General features: G+C 71.9%; 19 protein-coding genes. 18 read left to right on the top strand and 1 reads right to left on the bottom strand.

Annotation, left to right across the window (positions count from 1 at the left end):
- The first annotated feature begins 15 nt into the window (after positions 1-15).
- Positions 16-1,080 (top strand): prenyltransferase, encoded by a 1,065-nt coding sequence (locus IF64_RS0105775; RefSeq protein ID WP_246134741.1) that lies wholly within the window; start codon positions 16-18, stop codon positions 1,078-1,080.
- Here IF64_RS0105775 and IF64_RS0105770 read toward each other — a convergent pair.
- Complete coding sequence (locus IF64_RS0105770; protein WP_030530964.1) at positions 1,056-1,736, bottom strand: class I SAM-dependent methyltransferase; 681 nt, start codon at positions 1,734-1,736, stop codon at positions 1,056-1,058. The two genes, IF64_RS0105775 and IF64_RS0105770, sit on opposite strands and share 25 nt — an antisense overlap.
- 227 nt (positions 1,737-1,963) lie before the next feature.
- On the opposite strand from IF64_RS0105770, the gene IF64_RS0105765 reads away from it, so the two are divergent.
- The 17 genes from IF64_RS0105765 (at position 1,964) to wag31 (ending at position 21,868) form a co-directional block, all read left to right on the top strand.
- On the top strand, positions 1,964-3,577 hold the full coding sequence (locus IF64_RS0105765) for an FAD-binding protein (protein ID WP_030530963.1): 1,614 nt from the start codon (positions 1,964-1,966) through the stop codon (positions 3,575-3,577).
- Positions 3,574-3,774 carry a ferredoxin gene (locus tag IF64_RS27625; protein WP_030530962.1) on the top strand — a complete coding sequence of 67 codons (201 nt, stop codon included), beginning with the start codon at positions 3,574-3,576 and terminating at the stop codon, positions 3,772-3,774. The genes IF64_RS0105765 and IF64_RS27625 overlap by 4 nt, the downstream gene beginning before the upstream one ends.
- Positions 3,771-5,666, top strand: a complete 1,896-nt coding sequence (kstD, locus tag IF64_RS0105755; RefSeq protein ID WP_281292240.1) for a 3-oxosteroid 1-dehydrogenase — start codon at positions 3,771-3,773, stop codon at positions 5,664-5,666. Before IF64_RS27625 ends, kstD begins: the two co-directional genes overlap by 4 nt.
- A gap of 80 nt (positions 5,667-5,746) precedes the next feature.
- On the top strand, positions 5,747-7,327 hold the full coding sequence (locus IF64_RS0105750; RefSeq protein WP_030530960.1) for a UDP-N-acetylmuramoyl-L-alanyl-D-glutamate--2,6-diaminopimelate ligase: 1,581 nt from the start codon (positions 5,747-5,749) through the stop codon (positions 7,325-7,327).
- Positions 7,324-8,805, top strand: coding sequence for a UDP-N-acetylmuramoyl-tripeptide--D-alanyl-D-alanine ligase (locus IF64_RS0105745; RefSeq protein ID WP_030530959.1), 1,482 nt, complete (start codon positions 7,324-7,326; stop codon positions 8,803-8,805). The genes IF64_RS0105750 and IF64_RS0105745 overlap by 4 nt, the downstream gene beginning before the upstream one ends.
- Entirely contained in the window at positions 8,802-9,887 is a 1,086-nt protein-coding gene (gene mraY / locus IF64_RS0105740; protein ID WP_030530958.1) for a phospho-N-acetylmuramoyl-pentapeptide-transferase, read from the top strand. The genes IF64_RS0105745 and mraY overlap by 4 nt, the downstream gene beginning before the upstream one ends.
- Positions 9,888-9,890: 3 nt before the next feature.
- Positions 9,891-11,288 (top strand): UDP-N-acetylmuramoyl-L-alanine--D-glutamate ligase, encoded by a 1,398-nt coding sequence (gene murD, locus IF64_RS0105735; RefSeq protein ID WP_030530957.1) that lies wholly within the window; start codon positions 9,891-9,893, stop codon positions 11,286-11,288.
- On the top strand, positions 11,275-12,816 hold the full coding sequence (gene ftsW / locus IF64_RS0105730) for a putative lipid II flippase FtsW (RefSeq protein WP_051757506.1): 1,542 nt from the start codon (positions 11,275-11,277) through the stop codon (positions 12,814-12,816). The genes murD and ftsW overlap by 14 nt, the downstream gene beginning before the upstream one ends.
- Complete coding sequence (murG, locus tag IF64_RS0105725) at positions 12,813-13,961, top strand: undecaprenyldiphospho-muramoylpentapeptide beta-N-acetylglucosaminyltransferase (RefSeq protein WP_030530955.1); 1,149 nt, start codon at positions 12,813-12,815, stop codon at positions 13,959-13,961. Before ftsW ends, murG begins: the two co-directional genes overlap by 4 nt.
- A gap of 1 nt (position 13,962) precedes the next feature.
- Positions 13,963-15,393 carry a UDP-N-acetylmuramate--L-alanine ligase gene (gene murC / locus IF64_RS0105720; protein WP_030530954.1) on the top strand — a complete coding sequence of 477 codons (1,431 nt, stop codon included), beginning with the start codon at positions 13,963-13,965 and terminating at the stop codon, positions 15,391-15,393.
- Positions 15,394-15,484: 91 nt separating this feature from the next.
- Positions 15,485-16,351 (top strand): cell division protein FtsQ/DivIB, encoded by an 867-nt coding sequence (locus tag IF64_RS0105715; protein ID WP_030530953.1) that lies wholly within the window; start codon positions 15,485-15,487, stop codon positions 16,349-16,351.
- A 276-nt stretch (positions 16,352-16,627) separates the two neighbouring features.
- Entirely contained in the window at positions 16,628-18,079 is a 1,452-nt protein-coding gene (gene ftsZ, locus IF64_RS0105710) for a cell division protein FtsZ (RefSeq protein WP_030530952.1), read from the top strand.
- Between the two features lie 199 nt (positions 18,080-18,278).
- The gene (gene pgeF, locus IF64_RS0105705) at positions 18,279-18,983 is read left to right on the top strand and encodes a peptidoglycan editing factor PgeF (RefSeq protein ID WP_030530951.1); all 705 of its coding nucleotides are present in this window, start codon (positions 18,279-18,281) and stop codon (positions 18,981-18,983) included.
- Complete coding sequence (locus IF64_RS0105700; RefSeq protein ID WP_051757505.1) at positions 18,980-19,768, top strand: YggS family pyridoxal phosphate-dependent enzyme; 789 nt, start codon at positions 18,980-18,982, stop codon at positions 19,766-19,768. Before pgeF ends, IF64_RS0105700 begins: the two co-directional genes overlap by 4 nt.
- Before the next feature lie 78 nt (positions 19,769-19,846).
- Positions 19,847-20,572, top strand: coding sequence for a cell division protein SepF (locus IF64_RS0105695; RefSeq protein ID WP_030530949.1), 726 nt, complete (start codon positions 19,847-19,849; stop codon positions 20,570-20,572).
- A 68-nt stretch (positions 20,573-20,640) separates the two neighbouring features.
- Entirely contained in the window at positions 20,641-20,910 is a 270-nt protein-coding gene (locus IF64_RS0105690; protein ID WP_030530948.1) for a YggT family protein, read from the top strand.
- 49 nt (positions 20,911-20,959) lie between these two features.
- Positions 20,960-21,868 carry a DivIVA-like cell division protein Wag31 gene (gene wag31 / locus IF64_RS0105685; protein WP_030530947.1) on the top strand — a complete coding sequence of 303 codons (909 nt, stop codon included), beginning with the start codon at positions 20,960-20,962 and terminating at the stop codon, positions 21,866-21,868.
- Position 21,869: the final 1 nt, after the last annotated feature.

Below are 21,869 nucleotides of genomic sequence, written 5' to 3'. Positions count from 1 at the left end.
CCCGAGGTACCGGGAGTGCTCAGCGCGGCAGAGGTCGACGCGACGGCACGGGCGATCGCGCGGGCACAGGAGCCCTCCGGGGCGATTCCCTGGTTCCCCGGCGGGCACACCGATCCGTGGGACCACGTCGAGTCGGCGATGGCACTGACGGCCGCCGGCCGCTACGACGAGGCGGCGGCCGCCTACGCGTGGTGCAGGCGCACCCAGCGCGCGGACGGGTCGTGGCCGGCCAAGGTCGTCGGCGGCCGGGTCGAGGACGCCGTCACCGACACCAACTTCTGCGCCTACGTCGCCGTGGGCGTGTGGCACCACCTGATCGCGACCGGCGACGAGGAATTCGCCGCGGCCATGTGGCCCGTCGTGCGCGCGGCCGTCGACCTCGTACTGGACGGACAACGGGAACGCGGCGAGCTCGTGTGGGCCCGCGGCCCGGCAGGCTGGGCCGACGAGGCGTTGCTGTCGGGATGTTCGAGCATCCACCAGAGCCTGCGGTGCGCGCTCGCGCTCGCCGAGTACGTCGAGCGGCCGCAACCGGACTGGGAGGTGGCCCTCGGCAGGCTCGTCCACACGCTGCGCGCGCATCCCGAGGCGTTCGCCGACAAGGACCGGTACTCGATGGACTGGTACTACCCGGTGCTCGGCGGGGCCGTGCGGGGACGGTCCGGACTCGACCGGATCCACCGGCGCTGGCCCGACTTCGTCGTCGACGGGCTCGGCGTCCGCTGCGTGGCCGACCGGCCGTGGGTGACCGGGGCCGAGACCTGCGAGCTCGTGCTCAGCCTCGACGCGCTCGGACGTCGCGGCCCGGCACGCGAGATGCTCGCCGCGATGCAGCACCTGCGCGAGTCGGACGGCTCGTACTGGACGGGGTACGTCTACGCCGACGGCAAGCGCTGGCCGGAGGAACGCACCACGTGGACGGGAGCCGCCGTGGTGCTGGCGGCCGACGCACTGGCCGGCACCAGCGCGACGTCGGGCATCTTCCGCGGCGACGCTCCTCCGGCGGCGCTGCCCGCCGGACTGCCCGTCGGCGGCAGTGACTGCGGATGCGACGCCTACGTCACCGGCGTGCCCGGCTGACCGTCGATGCGCCGCAGCACCCGCAGTGACCCGCTCGCCGCGTGCTCGGCGAACTGACCGGAGGCGAGTGCTCGCCGGAAGATGTGGAACGGTGGACGGCCGCCGTCCCGGGGGTCGGGGAAGACGTCGTGGATCGCGAGCAGTCCGCCGCGGCGCACCCATGGGGCCCACCCGGTCAGGTCGGCGTCGGCCGCCTCCTCGGTGTGCCCGCCGTCGATGAACACCAGATCCACGGGTGTCCGCCACAGGGCCGCGACGTCGGGGGAGCGGCCGACGATCGCCACCACCGTGTCCTCCAGTCCGGCCTCGGCGATCGTGCGCCGGAACGTGCCCAGCGTGTCGAGGCGTCCGGTGTGCGGGTCGACCAGGGCCGGATCGTGATACTCCCAGCCGGGTTGGTGTTCCTCGGACCCCCGGTGATGGTCGACGGTGACCACGCGGGCGCCCGTGCGCGCGGCCGCCGCGCCGAGGAACACCGTCGACTTGCCGCAGTAACTGCCGATCTCCACCGCGACCGGGCGGGTGCCGGTGCGGTCCGGGGTGCGGGCGGCGACGGCGTCCTCGAGTGCCCGGCACAGCGCCAGTCCCTCGTCGGTGGGCAGGAAACCGGGCGCGGCGACGGCGTGGGCGAGCAGCTCGTCGGAGATGTCGGGCATGCGAGCCGAGCGTAGGCCCGGCCGTGCCGGGGCTCAACCTCTTCCCCCGGTGGAACGTGATGGCGTCCGGCGCGCTGCATGGGGCGGGTTCCGGTGCCGGCCGGCCGGGACCGGTCGACGTCAAGAGTTGAAACATGTTTCAGTTATCGGCATGATGTGGGACGGCGGTGCGGCAGCGAACCGGCGGCCGCACGCCGCGGCACTGTCCGACGACGAACGGGGCGCCGATGACGGGGAACCGGGACTGGGACGCCGAGGCCGACGTGGTGATCGTCGGATTCGGCGGTGCGGGGGCGTGTGCCGCGGTCGAGGCCTGTGACGCGGGCGCCGACGTCCTCGTGCTCGATCGGTTCCGGGGTGGCGGGGCGACGGCCATCAGCGGCGGTGTCGTCTACGCCGGTGGTGGTACCGACCACCAGCACGCGGCCGGATTCACCGACACCACCGAGGCGATGCTCGACTACCTGCGGCTCGAAACCGCGGGCGTCGTCTCCGACGAGACCCTCGGCCGGTTCTGCGCGCAGAGCCTGGACAACCTGCGGTGGCTCGAGCGGCACGGCGTGCCGTTCGAGGGCAGCATGGCGCCGCGCAAGACGTCGTACCCGACCAACGAGCACTACCTGTACTACTCGGGCAACGAGCTGGCTCCGCCGTTCTCGGAGGTGGCGCCGCCCGCCCCGCGAGGGCATCGGGCCAAGGGCAAGGGGGTCTCGGGCAAACCGCTGTTCGCGGCGCTGCGCAGGGCGGTGGCCCGCAGGCCCATCGGGGTGCGCACCCAGACCAGGGCCACCCGGCTGATCACCGACGGCGAGCGCGTCGTCGGGGTGGAGGCCGACGAGATCCGCGGCACTCTCGCGCGAGGGCTGCATCGCCTGCTGGCGGCCGCCAATCTCAAACTCAACATCTATTACCGCCCCCTCGGCCGGATACTGGACCGCCCGATCCGGCGCTTCGAACGCGACCATGTCGTGCGCCGCCGGTTCCGCGCCCGCCGGGGCGTCGTGCTCGCCGCGGGCGGATTCGTGTTCAACCGGCCGCTGCTCGCCCGGCACGCGCCCGCGTACCGGCGCGGCTCCTCGCTCGGCACCATCGGCGACGACGGCAGCGGCATCGCCCTTGGCGAGCAGGTGGGTGGGCAGACCGACCGCATGCACCGGGTGTCGGCGTGGCGGTTCTACAACCCGCCGCTGGCGATGGTCGAGGGCGTACTGGTCAACAACCGCGGGCAGCGGATCTGCAACGAGACCTACTACGGCGCCCGCATCGGCGACCACGTGGCGCGCCAACCGGACTCGGAGGCGTACCTGATCATCGACGAGCGCATCCGCGCCGAGGCCAAACGGCAGGTGCCGCGGCAGACCCTGTGGTTCCAACGGCTCCAGGCCGAGTACGTACTGCGCATCGGCCACGAGAAGGCCGAGGACCTCGCGACGTTGGCCCGCCGCCGAGGGATCGACGCCGGCGGGCTCGTACGCACGGTCGAGTCGTACAACGCCGACGCCCGCGCGGGCACCCGCGACCGCATGGGCAAGGATCCCGAGCACGTGCGCCCCCTGGAGCGCGGCCCGTTCTACGCCATCGACTGCTCGCTGCGGACCCAGCCCGCGTTCCCCATCCCGATGATCACCCTCGGCGGCCTGGTGGTCGACGAAGCGACCGGCGCGGTGGTCCGCGGCGACGGTGCGGCCGTGCCCGGACTCTACGCGGCCGGGCGTACCGCGGTCGGCGTGTGCTCGGAGTCGTACGTGAGCGGACTGTCCCTTGCGGACTGTGTGTTCTCGGGCAGGCGCGCGGCCGCGGCGCTGACCGAGCAGCGGCACCACGAGAAGGAGGAGACGTGAGGATCGTCGTCGACTGGGATCTGTGCGAGGCCAACGGCATCTGCGAGGCCGTCGCGCCGGACGTCTTCGAACTGGACGAGGACGAGAACCTGCTGATCAAGGCCCAACCGAACGCCGAAACCGTGGACGCGGTGCGGCAGGCCGTCGCCTCGTGCCCCAAGGCGGCACTGTCTCTCGACGAGTCGGAGCAGCGGTGACCCCGGGCGCCGTCGACGGCGGGAACGCAGGCGGGGGCGAGGAGTTCGACGTCGTCGTGGTGGGCAGCGGTGCGGCCGGGATGACCGCGGCCCTTCGTGCTGCCCACAGTGGACTGTCCACGGTGGTCGTGGAGAAGGCCGCCGCGTTCGGCGGGTCGACCGCCAGGTCGGGCGGTGGGGTGTGGGTCCCCGGCAACGATGCGTTGCGCAGGGCCGGGGTCGCCGACACACCGGAGGAGGCCAGGGACTACCTGCGCACCATCGTCGGCGACGTGGCCGACCCCGACCGCATCGACGCCTACCTCGAGCGTGGCCCCGAGGTGCTGCGCTTCGTCGAACGCACCACACCGCTGCGGCTGGCGTGGGTGCGCGGCTACTCCGACTACTACCCGGAAGCCCCTGGCGGCAAGGTGGTGGGCAGATCGGCCGAGCCGAAACCCGTCGACGCCCGGTTGCTCGGCGACGAACGTGCCCGCCTCGAACGGCCCTACAGCGCGCCGCCGCTCGGCGTTCCCCTCGGTCAGGCAGACTACCGGTGGCTGAGCCTCATCGCCCGGCACCCCCGGGGCGTGCTGACCCTGTTGAGTCTCGGACTGCGGTGGCTCGCGGGACTGGCGCGCGGCAGGCGGCAGCTCACCATGGGACAGGCCATTGCGGCGGCGTTGCGCGTCGGCCTCCTGCGTGCGGGGGTCGAGGTGCGTCTCGAACGGCCCCTCGTGCGGCTGCACACGGGTCCGGACCCCGGCGCGAGGGGATCGGCGGGCCGCGAGCGGGTCGACGGGGTGGTCGTGACCGAGGACGGCCGTGAGGTGCTGATCCGTGCTCGCCGCGGGGTCGTGCTCGCCGCGGGCGGATTCGAACACAACGCCGAGCTCAGGCAGCGCTACCAGCGGGCGCCGATCGGTACGGAGTGGACGGTCGGGGCGAAGGCCAACACCGGCGACGCGATCACGGCGGCGATGGACGTCGGTGCCGCCGTCGACCTCATGGACGACGCATGGTGGGGCCCGTCGATCCCACTGCCCGGCGGACCGTGGTTCGCGTTGGCCGAACGGTCGCGGCCCGGCTGCGTGATGGTCAACGACCGCGGCAGGCGGTTCGGCAACGAGTCGGCGCCCTACGTGGACGCGGTCCACGCGATGTACGGCGGTGAGCACGGCCGCGGGGACGGGCCGGGGGAGAACATCCCCACGTGGCTCGTGTTCGACCAGCGTTACCGCAACCGGTACATGTTCACCGGGCTCGGGCCGCGGCAGGCGCTGCCCGGCCGCTGGTTCAAGCACGGCGTGGTGGTCCGGGCCGACACGATCGCCGAGCTCGCCGACCGCATGGGTGTGCCGGCCGAGAACCTCGAATCCACTGTGGAGCGGTTCAACGGGTTCGCCCGCGCGGGCGAGGACCTCGACTTCGGCCGTGGCCGGAGCCGCTACGACCACTACTACGGCGATCCGCGGAACAAGCCCAACCCGAGTCTGGGCGAACTGAACCAGGCGCCGTACTACGCGGTGAAGATGGTTCCGGGGGATCTGGGCACCAAGGGCGGCGTCCGTACGGATCCGCGGGCACGGGTGCTGCGGGAGGACGGATCGGTGATCCCCGGGCTGTACGCCGCGGGTAACAGCAGTGCGGCGGTCATGGGGCACACCTACGCCGGACCGGGGGCCACCATCGGTCCCGCCATGGTGTTCGGCTACCTCGCCGCCGAGGACGCCGCAGGACGTGCTGCCGCGGACGCCGCTGAGGACACCCCCGCGGACACCGTCGGGGGCCCCACCGCGGACACCGCCGAGCACACCGTCGGGAGCACCGCTGAGGACACCGCTGAGGACACTGCCGGAAGCGGCCCCGTGCACACCCCGCGGAATCCGGGAACACCCCGCGTGCGCAGGTGATCACGCACGGGCGCGCGCCGGTGGTCGACCCGCCGCCGGGCGCTGCACGACGACGGCCCGGCCGTGGGTAACCTTCCCGCGTGTCTGTCAACAAGCACGAGCAGGGACCCGCCAAGGCACGTCCCGCGCCGCCGCGCCCGGCGCGTACCGAACCGGTTCCCGTGACCACGCTCGTGGCGCGCTCGGGTGCCCGGCTGATCGCGGGCCCCGCGAACTCGGCGCCACCCGAGACCGCCGTGACGGGCGCGACCCTGCGAGCCCAGGACGTCCGGCCGGGCGATCTGTTCGCGGCGCTGCCCGGCGCCAGGGTGCACGGTGCCGACTTCGCCGGCGACGCGATCGCCGCGGGCGCCGCCGCCGTGCTGACCGACGAGGCCGGCGCCGAACGCCCCGACCTCCGCGACACCGAGCTGCCCGTGCTGGTGCATCCCGACCCGCGGGCCGTGCTCGGCGAGATCGCCGCCTGGATCTACGGCGAGCCGTCGCTGCGTCTCAGCGTCCTCGGCGTCACCGGGACGTCCGGCAAGACGACGACCGCCTACCTCGTCGAGGCCGGCCTGCGCGCGGCCGGGCACGACACCGGTCTGATCGGCACGGTCGAGACGCGCATCGGCGGGGAGCGGCTCGCGAGCGCCTTCACCACGCCCGAGGCGCCGGACCTGCAGGCACTGTTCGCGTTGATGGCCGAGCAGGGCGTCACCCACGTGCCCATGGAGGTCTCCAGCCACGCCCTGAGCCTCGGCCGCGTCAACGGCACGCGGTTCGCGGTCGGCGCGTTCACCAACCTCTCGCAGGACCACCTCGACTTCCACCGCGACATGGAGGAGTACTTCGCCGCCAAGTCGCTGCTGTTCGACGGCAGGTCCACCAGCGAGGTCGTCGTGGTCGACAGCGCGTGGGGCCAGCAGCTGGTGACCCCGCAGACGGTCACCGTCGCCACCGAACCCGGACTCGACGCGAGCTGGCGGGCCGACGACATCGCCACCACGCCGACGGGCGAACAAGCCTTCACCCTGCACCACCCCGACGGGCGCACCGCCCGCGCGAGCATCCCGCTGCCGGGTGAGTTCAACGTCGCGAACGCGGTGCTGGCGGCGGCCATCCTCGACACGGTCGACGTACCCCTCGACACGATCGTCGCCGGTCTCGCCTCCGTCGAGGTACCCGGCCGGATGGAACGGGTGTCGGTGGGTCAGCCGTACACCGCGGTCGTGGACTACGCCCACAAACCCGCGGCGGTCACCGAGGCGTTGCGCGCGCTGCGCGCCCGCACCGACGGGCGCATCATCACGGTGCTCGGGTGCGGCGGCGACCGCGACACCGCCAAGCGGCCCATGATGGGCGAGGCGGCGGTGCGCGGCAGCGAGCTGGTGATCGTCACCGACGACAACCCGCGCAGCGAGGACCCGGCCGCCATCAGGGCGGCCATGCTGCAGGGCGCCCGAGCCGTGAGTCCCGCCGAGGCGGGCGAGATCCGCGAGATCGGCGACCGCAGGGCGGCCATCGCGGCGGCGGTCGCCGAGGCGGGTCCCGGCGACGTCGTCCTCGTGGCGGGCAAAGGACATGAGAGCGGCCAGGACGTCGGTGGAGTGGTGCATCCCTTCTCTGACCGCGACGAACTGGAAGCCGCCATTCGCAAGACACTCGAGGTGAACCTGTGATCGAGATGAGCCTGGCCGAGATCGCCGAGGTCACCGGCGGCCGGTTGCACCGCACCGACGGCAGCGAGCGGGTGACCGCCTCCGTCGAGTTCGACTCGCGCGAACTCCGGGCAGGCGGCCTGTTCGTCGCGCTGCCGGGCGAGCGGGTCGACGGGCACACGTTCGCGGCCAAGGCCGTCGCCGACGGCGCCGCGGGGGTGCTCGCGGGCCGCGAGGTCGACGCCCCCGCGGTGATCGCCCCTCCCGTGCACGGCGCCGACGGGGGTACGAGCAACGCCATGGCCCTTGCCGGTGACACCGACGGCTCCGGCGCGGCGGTGCTCGCGGCCCTCGCCAAGCTCGCCAGGCACGTGGTCGACCGGCTCACCGAGGACGGGCTCTTCGTCGTCGGCGTGACCGGTTCGTCCGGCAAGACCTCGACCAAGGACCTCATCGCGCAGCTGCTGGAGCCGCTCGGCCCGACCGTCGCTCCGCCGGGGTCGTTCAACAACGAGCTGGGCCACCCGTGGACCGCGTTGCGCGCCGACGCCTCCACCCGCCACCTCGTGCTCGAACTGTCGGCACGCGGTCCGGGCCACATCGCCGAGCTCGCCCGCGTGGCGCCGCCGACGATCGGTGTGGTCCTCAACGTGGGCAGCGCGCACGTCGGGGAGTTCGGCTCGCGCGAGGGCATCGCCAAGACCAAGGGCGAACTGGTCGAGGCGCTCCCGTCCGACGGCGTGGCGATCCTCAACGCCGACGACCCGCTGGTGGCGGCGATGGCCTCGCGCACGTCCGCGCGGGTCGTGTTCGTCGGCGAGAGCCCCGAGGCCACCGTGCGGGCCGAGAACGTCCGCCTCGACGACCAGGCCAGGGCCTCGTTCCGGCTCGTCACCCCGCAGGGCTCGGCCGACGTCACGCTCTCCCTGTACGGCGAACACCACGTGGGCAACGCCCTCACCGCGGCGGCCATCGCCCTCGAGGCGGGAACCGACGTCGAGGACGTCGCGCGGCGCCTGTCCTCCGCGCAGCGCCGGTCCGCGCGCCGGATGGAGGTGACCACCCGCGAGGACGGCGTCACCGTGCTCAACGACTCCTACAACGCCAACCCCGAGTCGATGAAGGCCGCGCTGAAAACCCTGGCCTCCATGGCCAGGTCCGGCGGAAGGCGATCATGGGCGGTCCTGTCGGAGATGGGCGAACTGGGTACCGATAGCGTGTCCGCGCACGACGAGATCGGCAGGCTCGCGGTGCGCCTGAACATCAGCAGACTCGTGGTGGTCGGAGACGCGGCCGCCCCGATGCACACCGGTGCCAGCCACGAAGGTTCATGGGGAGAGGAGTCGGTTCTGGTTCCCGACACCGACGCGGCCGTCGCCCTGCTGCGCGATGAGCTGCGTCCCGACGACGTGGTCCTGGTCAAGGCCTCCAAGGTCGCCGAGATGTGGCGCGTGGCCGACGCCCTGCTCGAGGGCACCGAGCTGGAGGGCACCGAGTGATCAGCATCCTGATCGCGGCCTCGGTGGGGCTGCTGATCTCCATCCTGTTCACCCCCTACCTCATCCGGGTGTTCTCGAAGCAGGGCTTCGGCCAGGAGATCCGCGAGGAGGGCCCGGAGGGGCACCGGTCGAAGCGCGGCACGCCCACGATGGGCGGCGTCGCGATCATCGTCGCGATGGTGGTCGCCTACTTCGTGGCGCACCTGGTCGACCTGATCCGCGACTCGTCGAACTCGGGGCCGACTGCGTCCGGTCTGCTCGTGCTGTTCCTGTCGGTCGGACTCGGCCTCGTCGGCTTCCTCGACGACTTCATCAAGATCCGCAAGCAGCGCAACCTCGGGCTGAACAAGACCGCCAAGCTGGTGGGACAGCTCGTGGTCGCGGTCGTGTTCGGCATCCTCGTGCTGCAGTTCGCCAACGAGCACGGGCTCACCCCCGCCTCGCAGCACCTGTCGTACGTGCGCGACCTGTCGCTGATCTTCTTCCCCGTCCCGGTGTTCATCCTGTTCTGCTACCTGCTGATCTCGGCGTGGTCGAACGCGGTGAACTTCACCGACGGCCTCGACGGGCTGGCGGGCGGCGCCGGGGCGATGGTGCTGGTGACCTACGTGGTCATCGCCTTCTGGCAGGCGCGGCTCAGCTGCGTCGAGACCCCGCAGGCCGCGTGCTACGACGTGCGTGACCCGCTCGACCTCGCCGTGGTCGCGGCCGCGGCGGCCGGCGCCTGTGTCGGTTTCCTGTGGTGGAACGCCGCACCGGCGAAGATCTTCATGGGCGACACCGGCTCGCTCGCGTTGGGCGGTCTCGTCGCGGGTCTGTCGATGACGACGCGGACCGAGCTGCTGGCCATCGTCATCGGCGGTCTGTTCGTGGTCGAGATGGTCTCGGTGGTGCTGCAGATCGCCGTGTTCCGCACGACGCGCAAACGCCTGTTCCGCATGGCGCCGTTCCATCACCACTTCGAACTGGCCGGCTGGGCCGAGACGACCGTGATCATCCGCTTCTGGCTGCTGGCCGCGGTGTGCTGCATGTTCGGCCTCGGCCTGTTCTACAGCGAACAGCTCGGACTCGGCGGAGGCTGATCGGTGAAGCTGGCTGGAACCCGGGTGCTGGTCGCGGGCGCAGGCGTGACCGGCCGGTCCGTGACCGAGGCACTGACCGAGCTCGGCGCCCACGTGACCGTGACGGACGGCAACGCCGACCGCCTGGCCGAACTGGACGGGCTCGGCGCCACCCTGGCTCCCGGACTGGACACCCCGCCCGCGGGCACCGAACTCGTGGTGACCAGCCCCGGGTGGCGGCCGACCGCGCCGCTGCTCGTGGCCGCGGCCGAGGCCGGGATCGAGGTGATCGGCGACGTCGAACTGGCGTGGCGGCTCGGCCAGGAGCGGGAGCGTCCGCCCGCGTGGCTCGTGGTGACCGGTACCAACGGCAAGACCACGACCGTCGGCATGCTCGAGTCGATGCTGCGTGCGGCCGGTGCCGACGCGGTGGCCTGCGGCAACGTCGGTTTCGCCGTGTTGGACGCCGTGCGTGCGGGCCACGACGTGCTCGCCGTCGAACTGTCCAGCTTCCAGCTGCACTGGTCGAGCACGCTCGCCCCGCGCGCCTCGGTGGTGTTGAACGTCGCCGAGGACCACCTCGACTGGCACGGCGGGCTCGAGGCCTACGCGGCGGCCAAGGGCACCGTCCACGCCCGGTCGTCGACCGTCGTGCACAACGCGGGGGAGGCGTGGTCGCAGCGCCTGGCCGACGAGTACGCACCCGAGGGCGCGCGCCGGGTCGGGTTCCGGCTCGACACCCCGCGCCCCGGCGAACTCGGCATCGTCGAGGACCTGCTCGTCGACCGGGCCTACGTCGCCGACCCGGTGCAGGGCGCCGAGGAATTGGCGACGCTGTCCGACGTCCGCCCGATGGGGCCGCACAACGTCGCCAACGCCCTCGCCGCCGCCGCGCTGGCCCGTGCCCACGGCATTCCCTCCGCCGCGGTGGCCGAGGGGCTGCGCGCCTTCACCCCCGGTGCCCACCGCGCCGTCGTCGTCGACGAGGTGGACGGCGTGCGCTACGTCAACGACTCCAAGGCCACCAACCCGCACGCCGCGGCCGGCTCGCTGCTCGCCCAGGACGGTGTCGTGTGGATCGCGGGCGGCCAGCTCAAGGGCGCGTCGGTCGACGAGTTGGTCGCGGGCGTGGCCGCCCGGCTACGCGGCGTCGTCCTGCTCGGGGTCGACGCGGACGTGATCGGCGCCGCTGTTGCGCGACACGCGCCCGATGTTCCCGTCACACGCGTCGATCCGGGAGACCATGATCCCATGACATCGGCGGTGAACGCGGCCCACGCGCTCGCGAGTGCGGGCGACGCAGTGGTGCTGGCACCCGCTGCGGCGTCGCTGGACATGTTCCGCGACTACGCGGTCAGGGGCGAGGCGTTCACGGCTGCCGTCGGCGCGCTGAGACGGGAACGCCTCGGTGACGGCGGTTGACGACTCGAGATCCGGCGGCTCCGCGCGGCAGGGTGACGGCGGGGCCGGTACGGGCCGGAAGAAGCGCACCGAACGAGGTCTGACGGCTGTCCGCACGGCACTGACCGCGTGGTTGTCGCGACCGCTCGCCGACTTCCACCTCATGCTCGCCGTGACCGGTCTGCTGGCCGCGATCGGCACCGTGATGGTGCTGTCGGCCTCGTCGGTCTCCTCGTACGACCCGGACAACGCCTCCAGCGTCTACGCGCTGTTCCAACGGCACGTCGTGTTCCTGCTCATCGGTGCGGTCGTGTTCTGGGCGGGAGTGCGGATCCCGCTGCCGAAGCTGCGGTCGTGGTCGAACTCGTCGATGGTGGTCGCGCTCGGCCTGCTCGCCCTCGTGCTCACGCCGCTGGGCTCGAACCAGAACGGCTCGCAGGGCTGGTTCGTCCTCGGGCCCGTGTCGCTGCAGCCGGTCGAGGTCGGCAAGGTCGTCCTGGCGCTGTGGGGCGCGCACATCCTCGTGACCAAGCACAACGTGCTGCACCAGTGGCGGCATCTGCTGGTGCCGCTGGTGCCCGTCGCGCTGCTCATGTGCGCGCTGGTGATGGCCCAGCCCGACCTCGGCGGCACGATCCCGCTCGGGATCGTGCTGGTCGCGCTGCTGTGGTTCGGCGGTGCGCCGAAGCGGCTCTTCGCGGTCATCCTCGGCGCCGGTGTCGCGGCGTCGGTGGTGCTGGCGCTCATCGCCGACTACCGCCTCGACCGCGTCATGACGTTCCTCAACCCCGGCGAGGACCCACTGGGCAAGGGCCTGCAGGCCAACCAGGCCCTGTACGCCCTCGCCGACGGCGGTCTGTTCGGGAAGGGACTCGGCCAGGGCCAGTCCAAGTGGATGTACCTGCCGAACGTGCAGCACGACTTCATCTTCGCCCTCGTGGGCGAGGAGCTGGGCTTTGTCGGCTGCATCGTCGTCATCGGCCTGTTCGGCCTGCTGACCTTCGTGGGCCTGAGGATCGCGATGCGTAACCTGGACCCGTGGATCCGGATCGTCGCCGGAACGCTCACCGTGTCCGTCGTCTCGCAGGCCGCCATCAACATCGGCTACGTCGTCGGACTGCTCCCCGTCACCGGCGTGACCCTGCCATTGATCTCCTACGGTGGCACGTCGCTGCTCGTGACGATGCTGCTGCTCGGACTGCTGGCCAACTGCGCACGTCACGAACCCGAGGCGGTCGCGGCACTGCGCACCCAGGGGCCCGGTAAATTCGGCCGTCTGATGCGGCTGCCCGCACCGGAGCCGTACCGGCCGCCCGCGGCCACCCGCCGTGGCGGCGGTGGAGCCGCCGCACGCGGTCGCCCACGCGGACAGGGCGGTGGACGGCCCGCCTCGCGGGGCGGCCGAGCCGCGTCGGTCCCCGACCGGCGCAGGGCGGCACCGGAGTACGGTCGGCGCGCCCGCACGGACACCGGGCGCGGCGACCGACGCCGCAGGGGACCGGACCGGTCCACGGGAGCCAGTCGAACGACACGGAGAGGACGCAGGTGAGCCAGCCCGACACCGGGGCGGAGAAGGCACCGGCACGCAAGGCACCGACCGTCGTGGTCGCCGGTGGCGGCACGGCCGGACACATCGAGCCCGCGATGGCACTGGCCGACGCGATCATGCGGGTACGGCCGGACGCCACCGTGGTCGCACTCGGCACCGAGCGTGGTCTCGAGACGCGCCTGGTGCCCGAGCGTGGCTACCCGCTCGAACTCATCCCGCCCGTGCCCATGCCGCGCAAGCCCACCCCCGAACTGCTGCGCCTTCCGCTGAAGGTGCGTGACTCGGTGAAACGCACCAGGGCGGTTCTCGACCGGGTCGGCGCGGACGTCGTGGTGGGCTTCGGTGGCTACGTGTCGCTGCCCGCCTACCTGGCGGCGCGTGGACGCGTGCCGATCGTCGTGCACGAGGCCAACAAACATCCCGGCATCGCCAACAAGGTCGGCGCCCGGTTCGCCGCGAAGGTCGCTGCCGCGGTGCCCGGTACGCCCCTGCCGGGGGCGGAGGTCGTCGGTATCCCGCTTCGCCACACGATCACCTCTCTGGACCGCGCGGCTCTGCGGGCGCAGGCGCGCGCCCACTTCGGGCTCGACGCGGACGCGCCGACCGTGCTGGCGTTCGGCGGTTCGCAGGGCGCGCGCTCGATCAACGAGGCCGTCGCGGGTGCGGCGCAGGCCTTCGCGCAGGCAGGCGTGGGCGTCCTGCACGCGCACGGGCCGAAGAACACGGTCGCGGTGCGCGAGTTCCCCGACGCCCCGCCCTACGTCCCGGTGCCGTACCTGGAACGCATGGACCTGGCCTACGCCGCCGCCGACCTGGTGCTGTGCCGGTCGGGCGCGATGACCGTCGCGGAGGTGTCCGCGGTGGGCCTGCCCGCGGTGTTCGTACCGCTGCCGCACGGCAACGGCGAACAGGCCCTCAACGCCGAGCCCGCCGTGCGGGCCGGTGCGGGACTACTGGTCGAGGACCAGGAACTGACGCCGGAGTACGTGGCCGAGCGGGTCGTCCCGCTGGCTGCCGACTCCGAGCGGCTCGCGAAGATGAGCGCGGCAGCCGTCGGCCTCGGCCACGGCGAAGCGGACGAGACATTGGCCCGGATGGTTCTGGAGGCTGGCGGACATGGCGACGGAAACGTCCGAGGCGGTTGAGATGATCGGCACACCGGTGGCGGCGACGGCCGAGCTGCCCGAGATCCTCGGGCGCGCGCACCTGATCGGCATCGGCGGCGCGGGCATGAGTGGGATCGCCCGCATCCTGCTCGCGCGCGGCGCCGAGGTGTCCGGCTCGGATGCCAAGGAATCGCGGGCGTTCCTCACCCTCAGGGCGCAGGGCGCCCACCTCGCTGTGGGGCAGGCCGCGGAGAACCTCGAACTCAGCGGCGGCGAGCCCACGGCCGTGGTGGTGTCCACCGCCATCCGCGAGGACAACGCGGAGCTCGCGGCGGCGCGGGCCCGCGGCATCCCGGTGCTGCACCGTGCCGAGGCGCTCGCCGCACTGATGGAGGGTCACCGGGTGGCCTGTATCGCGGGCACGCACGGCAAGACCTCGACCACGTCCATGCTCACCGTGGCACTGCAGCACTGCAGGCTCGACCCGTCGTTCGCCATCGGGGGTGACCTCAACGAGTCCGGTGCGAACGCCCACCACGGCGAGGGCGGGCTGTTCGTCGCCGAGGCCGACGAGAGCGACGGGTCGTTCCTGAGCTACACGCCGGACGTCGCGGTCGTGACCAACGTCGAACCCGACCACCTCGACCACCACGGCACTGTCGAGGCGTACGTGTCGGTGTTCACCGAGTTCGTCGACCGGATCGCTCCGGGCGGCGCGCTCGTGGTGTGCGCCGACGACGCCGCGGCGGCCGAACTCGCCGCCCGCGCCGAGCAGGCGGGCGTGCGTGTGCTGCGGTACGGACGCTCCGCGACGGGGGAGCGGGATGCCCGCGTCGTGGCGTACGAGCCCGCCGACGAGGGCGGCACGGTCCGCCTGGCACTCGGTGGCGACGAGCTCGAGGTGCGCGTGACGGTGCCGGGTGAGCACATGGCGCTCAACGCGGTCGCCGCACTGCTGGCCGGTCTGGAGCTCGGCGCGCCGTTGGAGGGTCTGCTGGCCGGTCTCGCCGTGTTCGGCGGGGTGCGCAGGCGTTTCGAGTTCAAGGGCAGGGCGGGCGACGTGCGGGTCTACGACGACTACGCCCACCATCCGACCGAGGTCGACGCCCAACTGCGGGCCGTGCGGCACGCCGCGGCGGGCGGCCGGGTCGTGGTGGTGTTCCAGCCGCACCTGTACTCCCGCACCGAAGCGTTCGCCGACGAGTTCGCCACGGCACTCGGCCTGGCGGACGAGGTCATCCTGCTCGACGTGTACGGAGCCCGCGAGGAGCCGAAACCGGGCGTCAGCGGCGAGCTCATCGCCGAGCGGATCACCGGAGCCAGGGTGCACTACGAACCGGCGTTCGACCGGGCGGCGACGCTCGCGGCCGACCTCGTCGAGCCGGGCGACCTGCTCGTGACGATGGGGGCGGGCGACGTCACCCAGCTCGGCCCGGAGATCCTCGCCGAACTGGACCGGCGCCGAGCCTGACGAACCGGCCGCACACGCGGCAGGGACACGCACCGCCGGCAGCAGACACGGACGGACGGAAGACACGGACGGAGCGGGAACGGACACGGACATGACGACGACGAGACCGGGACGCGGTGATCGCCGTGGCGGCCGTCCCGCCGAGCGTGCGTTGCAGCGCGGCGGGCGTGGCCGTGCGGGCGGGTCCGCCGCACGTTCCGGGTCGTCCCGGCTCTCCGGTCTGCTGCGATCCGTGCGCGGGGGCGGCAGGGGAGCGCGGAACGGCGTGCCGAAGGGGGACGTGGTCTCCCGTGGCAGGGCGCTGCGACGCCGCTGGATCGCCGTCCTCAGCGTGCTGACCGTGCTCGGGATCGCCTACGTCCTGCTGTTCACCTCGCTGCTCGGGGTGCGCTCGGTCGAGGTCGTCGGGGCGGGCGACGTGCCCGCGGGTCAGATCCGCACGGCCGCGCAGGTGCCGGAACGGCGGGCGATGTTGCGCGTCGACACCGACGCCATCGCCGAGCGGGTCGCCGAGATCCCCGGAATCGCCACCGTGGACGTGTCCCGCTCCTGGCCGTCGACGATCGAGATCGCGGTTACCGAACGCACGCCGGTCGGGATCTACGACACCGGTTCGACGCTGTATCTCGTGGACGTCGGCGGCGTGGTGTACAAGCAGGTTTCCGAGCGCCCCAAGGGACTTCCCGAGTTCTCACTGTCCGAAGTGGCCCCGGACAATCCGGAGACCCGTGCGGTGATCGAGGTCCGCAAGGCGTTGCCGGAGGACCTGGCCGACAAGGTGACGCGGTGGAGGGCCGACACGCCCGGCAGCGTCGAGTTCACCCTGCGCTCGGGCAAGACGGTGCGCTGGGGCAACGCCGAGGACAGCGAACGCAAGGCACAGGTCCTCGGTGCGCTCATGACCCGCAAGGGCAAGACCTACGACGTGTCGAGTCCCGAGCTGCCCACGGTGTCCTGAGACGGGGTCCTTCGGCAGGAAAGGCGAATTCCCTTACACGGCAAGCGGTCCCGGGACGGGAGCCGGTGGCCGGTGACGGGATTGTGGCGTAAACATCCCGGCGACACGCGGCGTGGCGCCTGGATTCGGGCGCTCACGATGCCTACCGTCCTACCGCAACGTTGGTAGTTGACATAAGTCTAACCTTCAACTTGAGGTTGAGGGTTGTTCCGGGAATCCGCAGTCGACATCCAGCGCGAGCCAGGGACAAGCACCACGATCAGGAAGGCGAACCCGATGACGCCCCCGCACAATTACCTCGCGGTGATCAAGGTCGTCGGTATCGGCGGCGGCGGCGTAAACGCCGTGAACCGCATGATCGAGGTCGGCCTCAAGGGTGTCGAGTTCATCGCGGTGAACACCGACGCCCAGGCACTGCTGATGTCCGACGCGGACGTCAAGCTCGACATCGGCCGGGAACTGACCCGTGGCCTGGGTGCGGGTGCCGCACCCGAGGTGGGCCAGCAGGCCGCCGAGGACCACCGCGAGGAGATCGAGGAGGTCCTCAAGGGCGCCGACATGGTGTTCGTGACCGCGGGCGAGGGCGGTGGCACGGGTACCGGTGGCGCTCCGGTCGTGGCCCAGATCGCGCGCAAACTGGGCGCCCTGACGATCGGTGTGGTCACGCGGCCGTTCTCGTTCGAGGGCAAGCGCCGCGGCAAGCAGGCCGAGGACGGGATCCAGGAGCTGCGCAACGAGTGCGACACGCTCATCGTCATCCCCAACGACCGACTGCTCCAGCTCGGTGACATCGGTGTCTCGCTGATGGACGCGTTCCGTTCGGCCGACGAGGTACTGCTGTCCGGTGTCCAGGGCATCACCGACCTGATCACCACGCCGGGTCTGATCAACCTCGACTTCGCCGACGTCAAGAGCGTGATGTCGGGAGCGGGCAGCGCACTCATGGGCATCGGCTCGGCGCGTGGCGAGGGTCGCGCCGTGCAGGCCGCGGAGAAGGCGATCAACTCACCGCTGCTCGAGGCGTCCATGGACGGTGCGCACGGGGCGCTGCTGTCGATCGCGGGCGGGTCCGACCTGGGCCTGTTCGAGATCAACGAGGCGGCGTCGCTGGTCCAGGAGTCCGCGCACCCCGAGGCGAACATCATCTTCGGAACCATCATCGACGACTCGCTCGGTGACGAGGTCCGCGTGACGGTGATCGCCGCCGGGTTCGACGCGGGCACGCCGACCCACAAGAAGCTGGATCCGGGCACGCTGACGTCCAACGGGTCGACGGCGACCGCCGAGGCGGGCCAGGTCGGCGGTTCGGCGCCCGCAGGCGGCGCCCAGGGCAACGGCAACGGCACCGGCAACGGCAACGGCACCGCGCAGGCTCAGGCCCCCGCGCAGGGCAACGGCTCGGCATCGGCTCAGGGCGGTGCAGGCCCCGCGGGGGACAGCAACCAGGCGGCCGCGAGGGCCGGCAACGGGCACGCGCCCGTGCAGCAGGCCGGGGCGCAGCCCGTGCCGAGCACGCAGCAGTCGGCACAGACCCGACCCCAGCCGCCGGTGACCGGGTCGACGTCCTCGCAGCCGACTCAGCCGTCGCCGCACCAGGCCCAGCAGCCGGCACAACAGGCTCAGCCGTCGGCACCCCGGCCGCAGACCGGACTGCCCGGCGGCACCCAGCCGGTGACCGAGGACCCGGCCGACGACGAGGTCGACGTGCCCCCGTTCATGCGGCGCTGAGCCCGGCACCGAAGCACCAGAACACCGACACACCAGAACACGACGAGGGCCACCGTCTCCGGACTTCCGGACACGGTGGCCCTCCTCGTGTGCCGCGTCCGGTGCCGCACGCGGCACGGGACGGACGGTGCCCACGGGACACGGCTTAAGCTCGAGGTGCTCGTCCGGCCGAACGCTCCGAGGGAAAGGGGCCACATCCGTGCGCATCCGGCGCGTGATCACGACGAGGGCCGGCGGGTTCTCCCGGCCGCCCTACGACTCGTTCAACCTCGGCCTGCACGTCGGGGACGATCCGGAGGCCGTGCGCGCCAACCGCGCGCGGCTGGCCACCGAACTCGGGCTCACGGAGGATCGCCTCGCGTGGATGGAACAGGTCCACGGCCGGACCGCGACGATCGTCGACGGCACTGAGACCGAACCCGCCGAGGCGACCGACGCGCTCGTCACCGCAACCCCGGGCGTGGTGCCCGTCGTCCTCGTGGCCGACTGCGTACCGGTGCTGCTCGGCGACGCCGAGGCCGGCGTCGTGGCGGCCGTGCACGCGGGCCGCGTGGGCGCGCGGGTGGGCGTCGTGCCCGCCGCGATCGAGGCGATGCGCTCGGTGGGCGCCGAACCCTCGCGCACCGAGGCGCTGCTCGGGCCGTCGGTCTGCGGATCCTGCTACGAGGTTCCCGCCGACATGGCCGACGACGTGGAGGCACACCTGCCGGGCAGCCGCTGCACGAGCGCCAAGGGCACGGCCGCGCTCGACCTGCGCGCCGGCCTGTGGCGCCAGCTCGCCGACCTCGGCGTCGGCAAGATCGGCGTCGACCCGCGGTGCACCGTCGAGGACGAGACCCTGTTCAGCCATCGCAGGGACCAGCCCTCCGGCAGGCTGGCGGCGTTGACGTGGATCGAGGCATGAGCGTGGACCACAACGCGGCGGGCCCGGCGGGCGAACCGGCGGACCAGGAGCAGCGACGCGCGGAACTCGCCGAGTCCCTGCGCGCCGTGCGGGCACGCATCGACGCCGCCTGTGCCGCGGCCGGGCGCGGTCCCGGCGAGGTGCGCCTCGTCGCCGTCACGAAGACCTTCCCCGCCTCGGACGCGGCACTGCTGACCGATCTGGGCATGACCGACCTGGCGGAGAACCGGGACCAGGAGGCCGGGCCGAAGGCGGCCGAGGTGGCCGCGCTGCGCCCCGAGGCCCCGGCACGTTGGCACATGGTCGGCCGGTTGCAGCGCAACAAGGCCAGGTCGGTGGTGCGCTGGGCCCACGAGGTGCAGTCCGTGGACTCCCCGCGACTGGCCGAAGCACTGGCCAAGGCGGTGCGCAACGCCCGGGACCGCGGCGAGACGTCGGGCCCCCTCGACGTGCTGATCCAGGCGAGCCTGGACTCGCCGGACGAGGCGGAACGCCGCGGCGGCTGCCCGCTGCCGGACCTGCCGGCACTCGCCGACCTCATCGCTCGGTCGGGTGAGCAGCTGCGGTTGCGGGGAGTCATGGCGGTGGCACCGCTGGGGCAGGACCCCGAGCCGGCGTTCGCACGACTCGCCGAGGCCCACGCGAGGGTGAGGCGTGATCATCCCGACGCAACGGAACTTTCGGCCGGTATGAGTGGAGATCTCGAGCAGGCCGTGGCGCACGGCTCGACTTGTGTGCGTGTCGGAACCGCGTTGCTCGGCGGGCGACGTCTAGCCTCGCCATAGAGAGGTTCACCCACAGTGGCGTTCGTCGGTGACTCAGCGTCAGGGGTGGGGGCGAGACCGTGCGGGCGAGGGAGAGGCATGAGCACGCTGCACAAGCTGAAGGCCTACTTCGGAATGGTCCCTGCCGAGGACGACTACTACGACGACGCCTACCGGCGGGGCTACTCCGACGGCGGCCGTGACCCGTACGACTCGTTCGAGGACTACGACGGCTACGAAGGCTACGCGTACGACGGCTACGAACGTGTCGAACGCGGCGACCGTGCCGATCGGGCCGATTACCGCGACGCCGACTACGACGAGCCGCCCCGCAGGGGGCGGTCGCGGTATCACGTGATGGACGAGTTCGACGAGCCCGAACCGGCGCGGACCCGGCGGCCCGTGTCCCCGGCTCCGGCGGCGTCCGGGTCGTCGGAAGCCTCGGTGCACGGCGCGCTCGCCGTCGACCGGCAGCCCGAGCCCGTGACCCGGCTGCGGCCCGCGCCGGAGCCGCCCACGCGGCAGAACGCGGCAGGCCGGGACCCGCTCAGCCGGATCCGCACGCTGCACCCGACGAGCTACACCGAGGCACGGGAGATCGGCGAGGCGTACCGCGACGGCACGCCCGTGATCATCAATCTGACCGAAATGGACAATGCGGACGCCAAGCGGGTCGTCGACTTCGCCGCCGGTCTGGCGTTCGCTCTGCGCGGCTCGATGGACCGCGTGACCAACAAGGTGTTCTTGCTCTCACCACCGGATGTCGACGTCTCGGCCGAGGACCGCAGGCGCATCGCCGAGGGCAGTTTGTTCCTCCGGCGCTGACTCGGCGTATCCCGGTGGCCGACAAGTGCGCCGCTTGTGGCTAGAGTGGCGGCGTGGATGCGGTCCGGATGGTCTTGTATTGGCTGCTCTTTGTCTTCTGGCTCTTGCTCACGGCGCGGATCGTCGTCGAGCTCGTACGGGCTTTCGCCCGCGAATGGCGGCCCATGGGAGGGGTTGCGGTCGCGGTCGAGAGCATCTACACAGTGACGGACCCACCGGTCAAGCTCGTGCGACGTGTTATTCCGATCGTGCGGATAGGCGGCGTGGGCCTGGACCTATCAATTATGGTGCTGCTGTTGGTTGTGTTCATACTGATGCAACTGGCGCTACCCGGGTGACGGGGAACCCGGATCGTCCGACAGCCCATGGAGTGCGTGAGGTGATCTGATGTCGTTGACCCCTGCTGACGTGCATAACGTCGCGTTCAGCAAGCCGCCTATCGGCAAGCGGGGCTACAACGAGGACGAGGTGGATGCGTTCCTCGACCTGGTGGAGACTGAACTTGCCCGGTTGATCGAGGACAACAACGAGCTGCGCCAGCAGGTGGAGCAGCTCGACGCCGAGCTCGAGTCGACCCGCGGTGAGCTGGAGTCGGCGAAGGCCGGTGCCTCGGCGCCCGCGGCCCAGCAGGCCGCGCCGCAGCGTGACGAGGCCCCCTCGCGGCGGCTCGCCCCGGTGCCGCCCCCGTCGTCGACCGAGCAGACGCAGGCCACGGCCGCGGGCCTGCTCGGTGGTGAGAACGGCGAGCCCAACGTCCAGGCCGCGAAGGTGCTCGGCCTGGCCCAGGAGATGGCCGACCGGCTGACCGCCGAGGCCAAGACCGAGTCCGACGGCATGCTCGCCGAGGCCAGGACCAAGTCCGAGCAGTTGCTCTCCGACGCCCGCTCCAAGGCGGACTCGATGGTCAACGAGGCGCGTACGCGCGCCGAGAGCATGCTCAACGACGCGAGGACCAGGGCGGAGACGCTCGAGCGTCAGGCGCGCGACAAGGCGACCACGTTGGATCGCGAGGCGCAGCGCAAGTACACCGAGACGATGAACAACCTGAACACCGAGAAGGGCGCGCTCAACAAGAAGATCGAGGAGCTGCGCACCATAGAGCGGGAGTACCGCACCCGTCTCCGGGGCTTCCTGGAGTCGCAGCTGCGGGAACTGGACGATCGTGGTTCCGCGGCCCCCGCATCCGCGTCCACCTCGTCGTCGGATTCGTCGAGCAGCTCCAGCAGCAGCTCGAGCAGCGGTTCGTCCAGCAGCGGCCAGGGCTACTCGTTCGGCCCGCGCGCCGAGGCCGGCTGAA

Source organism: Prauserella rugosa (genome assembly GCF_000719975.1).
GTDB classification, from domain to species: Bacteria; Actinomycetota; Actinomycetes; order Mycobacteriales; family Pseudonocardiaceae; genus Prauserella; species Prauserella rugosa.
Note: the sequence above shows the minus strand (reverse complement) of the source record. Positions and strands in the feature narration are given on the sequence as shown.

Excerpts from the sequence above, each read along its gene's own strand:
- IF64_RS0105770 (WP_030530964.1), bottom strand. The coding sequence starts at position 1,736 with ATGCCCGACATCTCCGACGAGCTGCTCGCCCACGCCGTCGCCGCGCCC.
- IF64_RS0105765 (WP_030530963.1), top strand. The coding sequence starts at position 1,964 with ATGACGGGGAACCGGGACTGGGACGCCGAGGCCGACGTGGTGATCGTC.
- murC (WP_030530954.1), top strand. The coding sequence starts at position 13,963 with ATGATCGGCACACCGGTGGCGGCGACGGCCGAGCTGCCCGAGATCCTC.
- IF64_RS0105715 (WP_030530953.1), top strand. The coding sequence starts at position 15,485 with ATGACGACGACGAGACCGGGACGCGGTGATCGCCGTGGCGGCCGTCCC.
- ftsZ (WP_030530952.1), top strand. The coding sequence starts at position 16,628 with ATGACGCCCCCGCACAATTACCTCGCGGTGATCAAGGTCGTCGGTATC.
- IF64_RS0105700 (WP_051757505.1), top strand. The coding sequence starts at position 18,980 with ATGAGCGTGGACCACAACGCGGCGGGCCCGGCGGGCGAACCGGCGGAC.
- IF64_RS0105695 (WP_030530949.1), top strand. The coding sequence starts at position 19,847 with ATGAGCACGCTGCACAAGCTGAAGGCCTACTTCGGAATGGTCCCTGCC.
- IF64_RS0105690 (WP_030530948.1), top strand. The coding sequence starts at position 20,641 with ATGGTCTTGTATTGGCTGCTCTTTGTCTTCTGGCTCTTGCTCACGGCG.
- wag31 (WP_030530947.1), top strand. The coding sequence starts at position 20,960 with ATGTCGTTGACCCCTGCTGACGTGCATAACGTCGCGTTCAGCAAGCCG.